Source organism: Limnohabitans planktonicus II-D5, from assembly GCF_001270065.2.
GTDB lineage: Bacteria > Pseudomonadota > Gammaproteobacteria > Burkholderiales > Burkholderiaceae_C > Limnohabitans_A > Limnohabitans_A planktonicus.
Genome location: NZ_LFYT02000004.1, coordinates 276956 through 293040, shown reverse-complemented (window position 1 = coordinate 293040; position 16085 = coordinate 276956). Strand labels below are relative to the sequence as shown.

At 60.8% G+C, this 16085-nt stretch carries 5 protein-coding genes; 1 reads left to right on the top strand and 4 read right to left on the bottom strand.

Features of this window, described 5'->3' with window-relative positions:
* From H663_RS25675 to H663_RS25660, 4 genes are all read right to left on the bottom strand, one after another.
* On the bottom strand, nt 1-12044 hold a 12044-nt coding region (locus H663_RS25675), incomplete at its 3' end, for an Ig-like domain-containing protein (RefSeq protein WP_116695810.1).
* Between the two features lie 306 nt (nt 12045-12350).
* Nucleotides 12351-13046, bottom strand: coding sequence for a DUF599 domain-containing protein (locus tag H663_RS25670; RefSeq protein ID WP_053169460.1), 696 nt, complete (start codon nt 13044-13046; stop codon nt 12351-12353).
* Nucleotides 13047-13758: 712 nt separating this feature from the next.
* The gene (locus tag H663_RS25665) at nt 13759-14292 is read right to left on the bottom strand and encodes a flavodoxin family protein (RefSeq protein ID WP_053169464.1); all 534 of its coding nucleotides are present in this window, start codon (nt 14290-14292) and stop codon (nt 13759-13761) included.
* A gap of 49 nt (nt 14293-14341) precedes the next feature.
* Nucleotides 14342-15043 carry a pirin family protein gene (locus H663_RS25660; protein WP_053171394.1) on the bottom strand — a complete coding sequence of 234 codons (702 nt, stop codon included), beginning with the start codon at nt 15041-15043 and terminating at the stop codon, nt 14342-14344.
* Nucleotides 15044-15151: 108 nt separating this feature from the next.
* Between H663_RS25660 and H663_RS25655 the strand changes: the two genes are divergently transcribed.
* Nucleotides 15152-16081, top strand: coding sequence for a LysR family transcriptional regulator (locus H663_RS25655; protein ID WP_053169466.1), 930 nt, complete (start codon nt 15152-15154; stop codon nt 16079-16081).
* Nucleotides 16082-16085: the final 4 nt, after the last annotated feature.

Below are 16085 nucleotides of genomic sequence, written 5' to 3'. Positions count from 1 at the left end.
TCTGCAGCCACCGTGGTGCTGAGCACTTCGCCTGTGCCGGGCATGGTCACTTGAATCACGTCGTCCTTGCTGCCCGTGCCGCTGATCGTGGGCATGTCGATACGGGTCAGGCGGTCTGACAACGCGCCGCTGTTGCTCGCGTCATCGAGCTTGACTGTGAAGCTCGGTGCTTGGGTGTCCACTGCGTACGTGGCTGTAGCTACCGTGCCTGCGTTGCCCGCTTCGTCGGTGTAGGCCGTGCCCAGGCTCAGCGTGTTGCTGGCCGCTTCGGTGTCTGTTGCTGGCGTGAAGGTGGCTGTCCAGATCAGGCCGTCTGTGCTGGCGGTGAATGTGCTCAAGGCTCCGTTGGGCGCTGTGATGTCCGCGTTGCTGAAGTCTTTGACTTTTTCGCTGAAGGTGATGGTCACCGTGGCGCTCTCGCCTGCTTTGAGCGCGTTGTCGCTCAGGGCGATGCTGGCCGTGGGTGCTTTGAGGTCTATCGCGTAGTTGGCGCTGCTGGTGCTGGCGCCTTGGTTGCCCGCCACGTCGGTGTAGCTGTTGGCCACGCTCATGACGTTGCTGGCGTCTGCCGTGCCCGCTGTGGGCGTGAAGCTGCCCACCCAGGTCTTGCCGCCGTCGGTGGTGGCCAGGGTGCTCAGCGTGCCGTTTTCTACAGCCACGTCGGTGTTGCCAAAGCCGGTGACTTTTTCGCTGAAGACGATGGTCACTTGTGCGCTCTCGCCTGCCGTGAGCGCGCTGTCGCTCAGGGTGATCGTGGCCGTGGGGCCTTGGGTGTCTACCGCGTAGTTGGCACTCGATGCGGCTGCGCCTGCGTTAGCGGCCAGGTCGCTGTAGGCGCCGGGGTTGACGCTGATGCTGTTGGCGGCCACTTCCACATTGGCGTTGGGCGTGAACGTCGCGGTCCAGGTGGTGCCGCCGTCGGTGCTGGCCAGGGTGCTCAGGGTGCCGTTGGGCGCTGTCACGTCGGCGTTGCTGAAGTCTTTGACCGCTTCGCTGAAGGTGATGGTCAGCTGGGCGCTTTGTCCGGCCGTGAGGCTGGTCATCGGCGCACCTTGGGCGTCTTGGAGGGTGACCACGGCCGAGGGGGCCTTGGTGTCTACGCTGTAGTTGCCGCTGGTGCCCACGGCTCCAGCGTTGCCGATCAGGTCGCTGTAGGTGTTGGCCAGCGTGATGACGTTGGTGGTGTCTTCAAGGTTGACGCTGGGCGTGTAGGTGCCGGTCCAGACGATGCCGTCGGTGCTGACCAAGGTGCCCAATGTGCCGTTTTGCACCGTGACATCCGCGTTGCCAAAGTCTTGCACTTTCTCGCTGAAGGTGATGGTCAGCGTGGTGGTCTCGCCCGCTTGCAGGGCTTCGTCGACCAGTTTGATCGTGGCCGTGGGCGCTTTGGTGTCCAGGCTGTAGTTGCCGCTCGTGCCTGCGGTGCCCACGTTGCCTGCAGTGTCGTTGTAGGTGGCCGACAGTTGCACCAGGTTGCTGGTGTCTTCGATGCTGCTGTGGGCCAACAGCGTGGCCGTCCAGGTCAGGCCGTCGTCGGCTGTGGCCAGGTTGCTCAGGCTGGCGTTGTCGGCCACCAGATCGCCCACATCAAAGGCGATGACTTTTTCTGAGAAGCGGATGGTGACGGTGGCGCTGTCGCCTGCTTTGAGCAGTGTTTTGTCCAGCGCGATGCTTTGCACTTGCGGCGCAGAGGTGTCCACGCTGTAGCTGCGGCTGGCCGAGGTGCTGGCTTGGTTGCCTGCGGCATCGCTGGCGTTGAGCAGCACTTCCAGTGTTTTGTCCGAATCGGCCACCAGGTCGGCCGTGTCGATGCTGATGTTGTAGCTGCCCACGGCGTTGACGGTGCCGCTGAAGGTGTGGCCGTTCACGGCAATTTGCACCAGATCGCCTTCGCTGGCCCCCAGTGCAGCGCCAGTGATGGTGGTTTGCAGGTGGGCCGCATCGGCCGGGCCCACGGCATCGTCTCCGCCTATGGCCGTGATGCTGACGGTGGGCACGGGTTTGCCGGTGTCCACCGTGAAGCTGAAGACGGTGGGGGTGCTGGTGTTGTTGGCTTTGTCGGTTTGGCGCACTTGCACGGTGTTGGCGCCTTCTTGTGCCGTGAAGGTGCTGCTCCAGGTGCTGCCGTCGGTGCTGTATTCGACCAAGGCGTCTGTTTCGATGAGCCCAATGTTCAGGTTGCCTACGGTGCTGATTTTGTCGCTTTGGCTGCGTCCGGTGTCGCACAGCAAGCTGACGGCGGGTGAGGCCACGGTTTTGTCGATGACCACCGCCAGGTTGATGGTGGCGTCTACCGCGTTGCCCGCTTGCAAGGTGCGTTCGATTTGCACATTGCCCGAGGCAATGGCCAGCGTGGGCGTGACGGACCACAGGCCGTTGTTGTCGACCACGGTGGTGAGCACTTCGCCGGTGCCGGGCATGGTCACTTTGATGCGGTCGCCTTCTGAGCCGCTGCCGGTGATGGTGGGGGTGTCGTAATAAGTGCTCAGGTCCGTCAGGGCGCCGCTGTTGCTGTTGTTGTCCAGACCTGCGGTGAAGGTGCCTGCTTTGGTGTTGAGCACAAATCGGAGGACGTCGGAGACGGCGATGTTGCCCGCCGCGTCCCGGACCCGTGCGTAGACGGTGTTGCTGCCCTCTATGGCGCTGTAGGTGTTGGTCCAGCTGCTGGCGTTGGTGCTGTATTCGACCACGGCACCGGCTTCTATGGCCGAGCCGGTGGCGCTTCCAGGGACGTTCAGGCTGGCGTCGATGGTGACCAGGTCACCCGGGGTGCCGGTGTCGCAGGCCAGGGTCAGGATCGGTTTGACGATGAAGGTGTCCACGGTGAACACCAGTTGGCTGGCCGCGCCGGTGTTGCCTGCGGCATCGACCACGCGTGCGTAGACGGTGTTGCTGCCCTCGCCCGCGGCAAAGGTGCTGCCCCAGGCTGAGCCGTTGGTACTGTATTGGAGCGTGGCACCGGCTTCCAGGGAGGATGCGGTGAGGTTGCCGGTTTGAGTGATTTTGTCGGTGCCGAGTGCGCCGCTGTCGCACACCAAGCCCAACACGGGCGCATCGGGCGCTTGGGTGTCCAGGGTGAAGCTGTAGGTGGCCACAGCACCGGTGTTGCCTGTGGCGTCCGTCACTCGCACTTTGACGTTGTTCACGCCTTCGGCCGCTGCAAAGGTGGTGGCCCAGTTCACGCCGTTGGTGCTGTATTCGAGCTGACCGCCTGCTTCTACGCTGCTGAGGCTCAGGGTGCCTGTGTTGGTGATCTTGTCTGTGCCAGAGCCCGTGATGCTGCCGCTGTCGCACACCAGGCCGACGGTGGGCGCTGTGGGGGCTGCGCTGTCCAGGGTGAAGCTCAGGCTGGATGCCTCACTGACATTGCCTGCCTGGTCGGTGACGCGCACGCTGACCGTGTTGGCGCCTTCTGCGGCTGTGAAGGTTGTGCCCCAGGTGGTGCCGTTGGTGCTGTATTCCAGCGTGGCTCCGGCTTCGGCGACTACGTTGATGTTGCCGTTGTTCGTGAGTTTGTCAGCGCCTTGGCTGCCGCTGTCGCACACCAGGGTGAGCACGGCCGGGGTGGGCGCTGTGCTGTCCAGGGTGAAGCTGTAGTCTTGGGTGCGCTGGTTGCCTGCGGCGTCCATGACGCGCACTTTGACGGTGTTCAGGCCTTCGGCTGCTGTGTAGGTGCTGGTCCAGGTGGTGCCATTGGTGCTGTAGTTGATGTCCGCTCCGGCTTCTGCGCCGGTGATGACCAAGGTGGCGTCGCGGCTGAGTTTGTCGCCTGTGGTGCCGCTGTCGCAGCTCAAGGAGACTGTGAAGGCGCTGGTCTGGCTGTCCAGCGTGAAGCTGAAGGCGCTGGAGGTAGCCACATTACCTGCGGCGTCGGTGGCGCGCACTTGCACGGTGTTGGCACCTTCTAATGCTGCATATGTGCTGGTCCAGGTGCTGCCGTTGGTGCTGTACTCCAGCTGACTGTCGCTGTCTGCGCTGACACTGAAGGCGCTGTTGCTGGTGACTTTGTCGGTTGCGCTCGATCCGCTGTCGCTGATCAGGCTGATCACGGGGGTGGCGATGCTGGCGTCGATTTGCAGCGTCAGTGTTTTTGCCGCACTCACCACGCCTGCGGCGTTGCTTGCGGTCACGCTCACGGTGCCGCTGGCCACATCGGTGCTGGCGGTCACGCTCCACTTGCCATCAGCGGCCACCGTCGTGCTCAGGATCTCGCCTGTGCCGGGCATGGTGACTTGGATGATGTCACCCTCTGTGCCGGTGCCGCTGATCGTGGGGGTCAGGTCCTGGGTCAATAAATCTGTTGGGCTGCCGCTGTTGCTGGACAGGTCCAGTTGGGCGGTGAACACCGCGCCTGCTGCATTCAGTGTGAAGCTCAGTGTGTCCGAGGTGGCCACATTGCCTGCTGCGTCTGTCACTTTGAGGGTCACGCTGTTGGTGCCCTCCACGGCTGTGAAGCTGCTGGTCCAGGTTTGGCCATCGGTGCTGTACTGCACCTGCGCGTCGCTGTCCACGTTGTTCAGGTTCAGCGCGCCGTTGCGGGTGATGCCGTCGCTGTTGCTGGTGCCGCTGTCGCAGGCCAGCGCCACGGTGGGTTTGCTAATGACCGTGTCCAGCGTGAAGCTCAGGGTGCTGGCTGCGCCTGCATTACCCGCAGCATCAATGACCCGCGCCTTGACGGTGTTGCTGCCTTCGGCGGCTGTGAAGGTGGTGCCCCAGCCGACGCCGTCTGTGCTGTATTGCAGCGTGGCACCCACTTCCAAGGTCGTGACGCTGTAGCGGCCATCGCTGGTGATCTTGTCGGTGCCGAGTGCACCGGTGTCGCACACCAGGACCAACACGGGCGCATCGGGCGCTTGGGTGTCCAGGGTGAAGCTGTAGTTGGTGACTGCGCCCAGATTGCCTGCAGCATCGGTCACGCGCACTTGCACGTTGTTGGAGCCTTCAGCCGCTGCAAAGGTGGTGGCCCAGTTCACGCCGTTGGTGCTGTATTCGAGCTGACCGCCTGCTTCTACGCTGCTCAGGCTCAGGGTGCCGATGTTGCTGAGTTTGTCTGTCCCTGCACCTGTACTGCTGCCGCTGTCGCACACGAGGCCCACGGTGGGCGCTGTGGGGGCTGCGCTGTCCAGGGTGAAGCTCAGGCTGGAGGTAGCGCTGACGTTGCCTGCTTGGTCGGTCACGCGCACGCTCACCGTGTTAGCGCCTTCGCTGGCTGCAAAGGTGCTGCCCCAGGTGGTGCCGTTGGTGCTGTATTCCAGTGTGGCACCGACTTCGGCGGCCACGTTGATGTTGCCGTTGTTCGTGAGCTTGTCGCCCAACTGGCTACCGCTGTCGCACACCAGGGTGAGCACGGCCGGGGTGGGCGCTGTGCTGTCCAAGGTAAAGCTGTAGTCTTGGGTGCGCTGGTTGCCTGCGGCGTCCATGACGCGGACTTTGACGTTGTTCAGGCCTTCGGCTGCTGTGTAGGTGCTGGTCCAGGTGGTGCCGTTGGTGCTGTATTCCACGCTGGCACCGGCTTCTGCGCCGGTGATGACCAGGGTGGCGTCTCGGCTGAGTTTGTCGCTGGCCGTGCCGCTGTCGCAGCTGAGCGCTACCGTGAAGGCACTGGTTTGGCTGTCCAGGGTGAAGCTGAAGGCAGCCGAGGTGGCCACGTTGCCTGCGGCATCGGTGGCGCGCACTTGCACGGTGTTGGCCCCCTCTGCGGCTGCAAAGGTGGTGGCCCACGTTGTGCCGTTGGTGCTGTATTCCAGCAGGCTGTCGCTGTCTGCGCTGACGGCGAATGTGCCGTTGCTGGTGACTTTGTCTGTTGCGCTCGATCCGCTGTCGCTGATCAGGCTGATCACGGGGGTCGTGATGCTGGCGTCGATTTGCAGCGTCAGTGTCTTGGCCGCACTCACCACGCCTGCGGCGTTGCTTGCGGTCACGCTCACGGTGCCGCTGGCCACATCGGTGCTGGCGGTCACGCTCCACTTGCCATCAGCGGCCACCGTCGTGCTCAGGATCTCGCCTGTGCCGGGCATGGTGACTTGGATGATGTCACCCTCTGTGCCGGTGCCGCTGATCGTGGGGGTCAGGTCTTGGGTCAGCAGATCGGTCTGGCTGCCGCTGTTGCTGGACAGGTCCAGTTGGGCGGTGAAGACCGCGTCTGCTGCGTTCAGTGTGAAGCTCAGTGTGTCCGAGGTGGCCACGTTGCCCGCTGCGTCCGTGACCTTGAGGGTCACGCTGTTGGTGCCCTCCACCGCTGTGAAGCTGCTGGTCCAGGTTTGGCCGTCGGTGCTGTACTGCACCTGCGCGTCGCTGTCGATGTGGTTCAGGTTCAGCGCGCCGCTGCGGGTGATGCCGTCGCTGTTGCTGGTGCCGCTGTCGCAGGCCAGCGCCACGGTGGGTTTGGAGATAACAGTGTCCAGTGTGAAGCTCAGGGTGCTGGCTGCGCCTGCGTTGCCTGCTGCGTCGATGACCCGCGCCTTGACGGTGTTGCTGCCTTCTGCTGCTGTGAAGGTGGTGCCCCACCCAACGCCGTCTGTGCTGTATTGGAGTGTGGCACCCACTTCCAAGGTCGTGACGGTGTAGCGGCCATCGCTGGTGATCTTGTCGGTGCCGAGTGCACCGCTGTCGCACACCAGGCCAAGGACGGGCGCAACGGGCGCTTGGGTGTCCAGTGTGAAGCTGTAGTTGGTGACTGCGCCCAAGTTGCCTGCAGCATCGGTCACGCGCACTTGCACATTGTTGGTGCCTTCGGCCGCTGCAAAGGTGGTGGCCCAGTTCACGCCGTTGGTGCTGTATTCGAGCTGACCGCCTGCTTCTACGCTGCTCAGGCTCAGGGTGCCGATGTTGCTGAGTTTGTCTGTCCCTGCACCTGTACTGCTGCCGCTGTCGCACACCAGGCCCACGGTGGGGGCTGTGGGGGCTGCGCTGTCCAGGGTGAAGCTCAGGCTGGAGGTGCTGCTGACGTTGCCTGCTTGGTCGGTGACGCGCACGCTGACCGTGTTAGCGCCTTCGCTGGCGGCAAAGGTGCTGCCCCAAGTGGTGCCGTTGGTGCTGTATTCGAGGGTGGCACCGGCTTCGGCGGCAATGTTGATGTTGCCATTGTTGCTGAGCTTGTCTGCGCCTTGGCTGCCGCTGTCGCACACCAGGGTGAGCACCGCCGGGGTGGGCGCGGTGCTGTCCAGGGTGAAGCTGTAGTCTTGGGTGCGCTGGTTGCCAGCGGCGTCCATGACGCGCACTTTGAGGTTGTTCAGCCCTTCGGCTGCTGTGTAGGTGCTGGTCCAGGTGCTGCCGTTGGTGCTGTATTCGATACTGGCACCGGCTTCTGCGCCGGTGATGACCAAGGTGGCGTCTCGGCTGAGTTTGTCGCTGGCCGTGCCGCTGTCGCAGCTGAGCGCTACCGTGAAGGCGCTGGTTTGGCTGTCCAGGGTGAAGCTGAAGGCGCTGGATGTGGCCACATTGCCTGCGGCATCGGTGGCGCGCACTTGAACCGTGTTGGCACCCTCTGCGGGGGTGAAGGTGGTGGCCCACGTTGTGCCGTTGGTGCTGTATGCCAGCAGGCTGTCGCTGTCTGCGCTGACACTGAAGGCGCTGTTGCTGGTGACTTTGTCGGTTGCGCTCGATCCGCTGTCGCTGATCAGGCTGATCACGGGGGTGGCGATTCTGGCGTCGATTTGCAGCGTCAGTGTTTTTGCCGCACTCACCACGCCTGCGGCGTTGCTTGCGGTCACGCTCACGGTGCCGCTGGCGATGTCGGTGCTGGCGGTCACGCTCCACTTGCCATCTGCAGCCACCGTGATGCTCAGGATCTCGCCTGTGCCGGGCATGGTGACTTGGATGATGTCACCCTCTGTGCCGGTGCCACTGATCGTGGGGGTCAGGTCCTGGGTCAATAAGTCGGTCTGGCTGCCGCTGTTGCTGGACAGATCCAGTTGGGCAGTGAAGACCGCGTCTGCTGCGTTCAGTGTGAAGCTCAGCGTGTCTGACGTGGCCACGTTGCCCGCTGCGTCTGTCACTTTGAGGGTCACGCTGTTGGTGCCCTCCACCGCCGTGAAGCTGCTGGTCCAGGTTTGGCCGTCGGTGCTGTACTGCACCTGTGCGTCGCTGTCGATGCTGTTCAGGTTCAGCCCGCCGTTGCGGGTGATGCCGTCGCTGTTGCTGGTGCCGCTGTCGCAGGCCAGCGCCACGGTGGGTTTGTTGATGACCGTGTCCAGCGTGAAGCTCAGGGTGCTGGCTGCGCCTGCATTACCCGCAGCATCAATGACCCGCGCCTTGACGGTGTTGCTGCCTTCGGCGGCTGTGAAGGTCGTGCCCCATCCGACGCCGTCTGTGCTGTATTGCAGCGTGGTGCCCACTTCCAAGGTCGTGACGCTGTAGCGGCCATCGCTGGTGATCTTGTCGGTGCCGAGTGCACCGCTGTCGCACACCAGGACCAACACGGGCGCATCGGGCGCTTGGGTGTCCAGGGTGAAGCTGTAGTTCGTAACTGCGCCCAAGTTGCCTGCGGCGTCTGTCACGCGCACTTGCACGTTGTTGGAGCCCTCTGCCGCTGCAAAGGTGGTGGCCCAGTTGACGCCGTTGGTGCTGTATTCAAGCTGACCGCCTGCTTCTACGCTGCTCAGGCTCAGAGTGCCTGTGTTGGTGATCTTGTCTGTGCCAGAGCCCGTGATGCTGCCGCTGTCGCACACCAGGCCCACGGTGGGGGCCACAGGGGCTGCGCTGTCCAGGGTGAAGCTCAGACTGGAGGTGCTGCTGACGTTGCCTGCTTGGTCGGTGACGCGCACGCTGACGGTGTTAGCGCCTTCGCTGGCGGCAAACGTGCTGCCCCAAGTGGTGCCGTTGGTGCTGTATTCGAGGGTGGCACCGGCTTCGGCGGCCACGTTGATCGCGCCGTTGTTCGTGAGTTTGTCAGCGCCTTGGCTGCCGCTGTCGCACACCAGGGTGAGCACGGCCGGGGTGGGCGCTGTGCTGTCCAGGGTGAAGCTGTAGTCTTGGGTGCGCTGGTTGCCTGCGGCGTCCATGACACGCACTTTGACGTTGTTCAGGCCTTCGGCTGCGGTGTAGGTGCTGGTCCAGGTGCTGCCATTGGTGCTGTAGCTGACTTGTGCATCCGCATCGACATCACCGAGCAGCAAGGTGTCATCACGACTGACAAGGTCTGCCGATTGCCCGCTGTCGCAGTTCAAAGCAACGGTGAAAGCGGGGATCTGGCTGACCAGCGTGAACACCATGGCCTCAGAGGTGGCCGTGTTGCCTGCGGCGTCGGTGGCGCGCACTTGCACGGTGTTTTCACCTTCGACCGCAATGAAACTGTTGAACCAGTCTGTACCGTTGGTGCTGTATTCAAGACGTGCATCACTGTCTGGCCCTGAAACGATCACCGCCCCCTCATGGGTCAAGTTGTCACCAAAGACTTCGGTATCACAAGCCAAAGTCAGCAGCGGCTGGCTGATCTGATTATTGACCGTGAACACCAGCGTTTCGACAGTGCCTGCATTGCCTGCTGCATCCACACTGCGGACTTTGACGGTGTTGAGACCTTCACCAGCAGCGAAAGTGGATGCCCACCCAATGCCATCGGTGCTGTACTGCAAAATGCTGCCGGGCTCGACAGAGCCGACACGCAAAGCGCCATCTTGACTGATGTTGTCGGTTTCAAAGATGCCCGAATCACAAACCAAAAACACGGTGGGCGCGTCAGGGCCTTGCGTGTCGAGAGTGAAATCAAAAAAGGTCGCAGCACCCACATTGCCTGCGCCGTCCACGACCCGGATCTGGACTTGATTCAAGCCTTCATGCGCCGTGAAGGTGGTCGTCCAAATACCACCATTGGTGCTGTACTGGATTTGACTGTCAACCTCTTGGGTATTGAGACGCAGCAAGGCCTGAGCGGTCAATTGATCCTGGGTGTTGCTGCCTGTGTCACAGACCAAACTCACAATCGGTGCATCAGGCACCTCGGTATCCATCCAAAAATTCAGACTGCTGATTTCACTGACGTTGCCAGCGGCATCTGTGGCACGGGCAGAGACCGTATTGAACCCCTCTTGTGCAGTGAACGTGGTGACCCAAGTCTGACCATCCAGACTTAACTCCACCGTGGTGCCCACATCGAAAGCAATATTGATCCGCCCATCCAGCGTGATCTGATCGTTGTCGCGCCATCCACTGTCATTGACCAAGCTGATGACGGGCGCGGAAGGACGCACGCTGTCCAGGGTGAAAGAAAAGTCCTGGGGGCGCTCATTCCCAGCGATGTCTGCGACCCGCACGGTCACCAGGTTGTGTCCTTCGGTCGGCACAAATGTGCTTGACCAGGAAGAGTCCCCCTGAGAACTGAAACTCAAAGCGGTGGATGTCTCGACATCTGCCAGAGCCAAAGAGGCTTCTTGCGTGATCCTGTCTGTAGGCACAGCGGTGTCACAGTTCAGTGCCACTTGATAGACCGGGACAATGGTGTCCAAAGTGAAGGTCAGCGGCTGCGATGTGGCCGTGTTGCCAGCAGCGTCGGTGGCACGCACGTAGACTGTGTTGGCCCCTTCTGTGGCGGTGAAGGTGCTCGCCCAACTGCTGCCATCTGTGCTGTATTCGATTTGAGCGCCGCTGTCAGCAACAACGCTCAGGGCACCGCTGTTGGTGACTTTGTCTGTCGCACTCACTCCGCTGTCGCAACTCAGGCTCACCACAGGCACAGAGATGCTCTTGTCAATCGTCAATTGCAAAGTTTGCGCTGGACTGGTGTTGCCTGACGAATCGCGAGCGACCACACTCACGCTGCCGCTGACGATCGGCTGGGTGGGCGTCACAAGCCACTGACCACTGCCGTCCACGGTGGTGCTGATGACCTCGCCGGTGCCGGGCATGGTCACGCGGATGATGTCACCTGCCGAGCCCGTGCCACTGAGGGTTGGCGTGTCATCGTTGGTGCCTGCATCCCCCACAACGCCGCTGTCACTGGTGGCATCGAGCTTGACCGTGAAACTCGGAAGTTGAGTGTCCACGCCATAAGACGCTGCAGCAGTTTGACCTGCGTTACCCGCCAGATCGGTGTAAGTCGATTGCAGACTCAACTTCAGGTCCAGATTTTCGGAACCCGCTTCTGGCGTGAAGGTCGCCTTCCAGACCAGCCCACTCGCATCGGATACGAAATCACCCAAGCTGCCCTGCTGGGCAATGACATCGTCTTTGCTGAAACCTGTGACTTTTTCATTGAAGGTGATGGTCACGGTGGCCGTGTCACCCACTTTCAGGATGGATTTATCCATCGTGATGGTGGCCTCGGGTCCTTTGGTGTCCAAAGTGAAGACCATGGTCGATGTGGGACTGCGCACACCGCCTTTTTCAGCCTGAACCCATACAGTGTTGAGGCCCTCGACAGGACTGTACTTGGTGGTCCAGGTTTTGCCCTGGTCCAAGCTGTAATAAACCGTGACGTCAGACGGTGCACCACTGACGTTGATCCGCGCATCCTGAGTGAGCGCGTCGCCTGCAAGCCCGGTGTCCGCCGCCAATGCTAACTGTGGTGAACTGGGTGCCGGTTCAGACTCCCCTTTGGACGCCAGCGCCACTGCAGCCAGCAAACCACCTGCGCCCACCAAGCCCCACAGTCCAAAAATCCCCCCGCCTCCGGCAGCCACTGCACTGGGCACCAAAGGCACGGCGTGCACTTGCGCCTGGCCAAACAAATCTGCGGTCCATGAACTGTAAGCGACACCATCAGCCACTTGGTATTCCAGGACCTTTCCAGTTGGGTCATAACCATAAATTCGGCAGTCATTGGAATTGCAAACATCAAAATAATTGTTGATGATGAAATCTGCGCCTTCAGAAAAATCGCCATCCAACACCAATTCCAAATTTTTGGCGACACGCCGAACGTGGATCTTCTGGGGATGAGCGACTTCGGGCAAGACCTTGTCTCTCAAAGTCAGCACCATCAGTTTGGTTGAAGCAACGGCATCAAGACTGACGGGGCCAGACTGGATGGCGAGCAGATTGCGGTTGATGGTCTCCGCACTCTGAACCACGCGCCCTTGGGCATCCAACATTTTGATTGACTTCATGATTTTTCTGATTTTCAAAAAATTCCATCAAAAGTAAACAATTTACTTTTAACTGAATTTTTTTGATTTAAATGGAAAATTTGATAAAAATTATTCAATAAATCGTGAAAATCAAAAACCTCTAATTGGGGTACTCCTCATGAAAAAAATGCTAAATGACTAAAATTTCCAAAAATAATCATCAAAATTTCAAAAAACAATTCGCGACCGAACTGCGTCTGAGTGTGGACGCCATCTGACTCTTCTCTTGGTTCAAGCTCGATGCATCAGAACCTCAAGGGCAGCAAGCCATGCCCCGCCAAGAACTCAGTCCCGCAGGACAAGCAGTACATCCGAGCGGAACTCGCGACCATAAAGAATCAAGACCACCAAGGCTGTGGCCAAGACCAAAGCCATCGGCGAAAAAAACCAGGCCATGGCTGCAAAAGAAAAGTAATACGCCCGCAAACCGTCATTGAAGGTCTCTGCGGCAGCACCGACCAGACGCCCCGCCCTTTGCGCCAAAGACTGACGATCCTGACGACCCGAATCGAACTCTTCAGGAGGGGGCATGGCCCCAATCACCAAGGCCACAAAGGTGTACTGGCGCATGGACCACGAAAAGCGGAAAAACGCATACACAAAAATGCCGACCAACACCAACACTTTGAACTCGAAGACCAGCATGGGCGTGGGTTGCGCAAACGGGATCTCGCGCACCAGTTCGGCAGCCTTGTCGGTCGTGCCCAGCAAAGCAAACAAGCCACCGATGATGATGATGGTGGTGGACGAGAAAAACGCCGGGGTTTGCGACAGGTTCTGGGTGATCAGGCCGTCCAGCATGCGCGGGTCGCGTGCGGTGGCCTGCAGCATCCATTTTTGACGGTACAAATTGGTGGTGGCAATCAGACTTTGGTCACGCTTGCCACGCACCTTGGCAAACCAGGCATACCCCACCCAAAAACCAAAAAAAGCCACCAGCGCCAACCAATCGACCCAGGGCAAGATGGAAATGATTTTCATGGACCTATCCTAGCAAGACACAGGGTGCCTTCGATCATCCAACAAGAAAAAGTCGAACCGAGTCGGACCTGAAGGTTCCGACCTACGAGGAGGTTTTTGGAGGTAGGGGGGTTGAAGACCCCGACATGGGCCTTCGCCAAAACCCACATCGTCGGACTCTTCGAGTGCCGACCTACTTGGAGGTTTTTGTAGGTCGGCGGCTTCAGCCCCGACATGGGCCTGTGCCAAAACCCACAAGGTCGGACTCTGCGCGTGCCGACCTACGGGGAGGTTTTTGCAGTTCGGTGGCTTCAGCCCAGACATGGGCCTGTGCCAAAACCCACAACGTCGGACTCTTCGAGTGCCGACCTACTTGGAGGTTTTTGTAGGTCGGCGGCTTCAGCCCCGACATGGGCCTGTGCCGAAACCCACAACGTCGGACTCTTCGAGTGCCGACCTGCGGGGAGGTTTTTGCAGGTTGGCGGCTTCAGCCCCGACATGGGCCTGTGCCGAAACCCACAACGTCGGACTCTGCGAGTGCCGACCTACTTGGAGGTTTTTGTAGGTCGGTGGCTTCAGCCCCGACATGGGCCTGTGCCAAAACCCACAACGTCGGACTCTTCGAGTGCCGACCTACGGGGAAGTTTTTGCAGGTCGGCGGCTTCAGCCCCGACATGGGCCTGTGCCAAAACCCACAAGGTCGGACTCTGCGCGTGCTGACCTGCAACAATCTTCAGCCGCGCAGCTTGGTGGCCACGGCGGCTACGCGTTCGCCGTAGGCTTTGGCGGTGTCCAGATCACCTTGGGGGATGTCTTCAGCCGGGCTGGTGGGGCCGACCTGGGCCATCAGGCCGGAATTGGAGCCGATGCGGTTGATGGTGCCGTCGTTCATGGCGGGCTGACCGACCCACACCATGCCTTGCTGCATGGCCAGGGTGATGAAGTACTGGATGGTGGACAGCTTGTCGCCGCTGGGGCTGGCCGAGATGGTGAAGCCGCCCGCGACCTTGTCTTTCCAGGCACTGGTGAACCAGCGCTTGGACGAGGCGTCGGCGAACTTTTTGAACTGCCACGAAGCCATGCCCATGTAGGTGGGCGAGCCAAAGATGATGGCGTCGGCCGCGTCCAGCGCGGCCCAGTCGGCCTCGGTGATGTTGCCGTCGGCATCAATGGCGATGACTTGGGCATTGGCGCCCTGGGCCACGAATTGGGCCACGCGTTGGGTGTGGCCGTAGCCAGAGTGGTAAACAACAACCGTTTTTGCCATGAGAAAAGCTCCTTAAATAGACAAGTGGAAAAAGAGAGAGAAAAAAGAATCAGGCCGCCAGGTCAAACACCAGAACTTCGGCGTCCTGCCCCTGACTGAGCACCAATGAAGACTCGGCCTGCAGCAGCGCGGCATCACCCGCAGTCAACCGTTGGCCATTGACCTGCAAGGTGCCACGCACCAGAAACACATAGGCTTTGCGCTCGGGATGGAGGGCCAAGGTGGCCTGTTCTGCACCCTCAAACAAGCCCGCATACATGCGTGCGTCCGCGTGGATGGTGACCGTGTGTTCAGCCGCCTCGGGCGCAGCCACCAAGGCCAGCTGGCCACGCTTGATCGCCTCAGGAATGGTTTTTTGCTCGTAGCCGGGTTCAATGCCGGTCACATTGGGCTCGATCCAGATTTGTAAAAAATGCGTTTCTTCACCTTGGGCGTGGTTGAACTCGCTGTGGCGCACGCCACTGCCCGCGCTCATGCGCTGCACATCACCGGGCGGAATGCCCTTGACATTGCCCATGCTGTCTTGGTGGGCCAGATTGCCCGAGAGCACGTAGCTGATGATCTCCATGTCGCGGTGGCCGTGGGTGCCAAAGCCGGTGCCGGGGGCGATGCGGTCTTCGTTGATGACCCGCAGATTGCCAAAGCCCATGTGGGCCGGGTCAAAGTAGTTGGCAAAAGAAAAGCTGTGAAACGACTTGAGCCAGCCGTGGTCGGCGTAGCCGCGTTCGGCAGATTTGCGCAGTGTCAGCATGGGGTTCTCCTTAAGGGCATGGCCTTGACTGTAAGGACTGAACACGTCAGAACGGTGCAATCCATTTGCCGTCAACATTCAAATTATTTGAAATAAAATGCCTGCATCATGCAAAGTCCAAAAGATTGGCTCACGCCAGATGCGTTGTTCATGCTGCAAACCATCGAAGAAAAAGGCAGTTTTGCAGCGGCTGCCCGTGCGCTGAACCTGGTGCCCAGCGCCCTGACCTACAGAGTGAGGCAATTGGAAGATGCACTGGATGTGCTGTTGTTTGACCGCAGCGCACGTCAGGCTCGCCCAACGGCAGCCGGTCAGGAACTGCTGCGCGAAGCGGGACGACTGCTGCAAGACATTGACGCCGTAGCCAACCGGGTCAAGCGCGTAGCCACAGGCTGGGAAGCCGTGCTCACCGTGGCGGTGGACAGCATCGTTTCGCGCCCTGTGGTCATGGATTTGTGCGAGGCCTTTTTGGCCCTGAACAGTCCGACACGACTGCGCATCCGCCACGAAGCCCTATCAGGGACGATGGCGGCCTTGACTTCAGGCCAGGCCGATCTGGTCTTGGGGGTGGCCATTGAACACCACCTGAGTGCCGACATCCAGCATCGGGTTCTGGGCGAGGTGCCCTTTGTGTTTGCCGTGGCACCGCACCACCCGCTGGCCACCGCCCCGGAACCCCTGAGCGACGCACAGCTGGCGCAGCACCGCATGGTGGCCGTGGCCGATTCGGTGCAGCGTGGCAGCGGTATGACCATTGGCCTGCAAGGCGGACAGGACGTGTTCACCGTGCCCGACGTGCACAGCAAGCTGCAGGCACAGCTGCGCGGTTTGGGCGTGGGTTTTTTGCCGCAAAGCCTGGTTGCGGCCTCGGTGCAGCAAGGCCTGCTGGTGGTCAAGCGCACCGACCGCTTTCGCACTGGCACGGTGCAAGCGGCATGGCGCGACAGCCGCCTGAGTCCCGCAGGCCATGCCCTGCTGTGGTGGACTTCGCAACTGGACAAACCAACCACTCGCCAAGCGCTGCTGAGCGCGCATTAGCGCC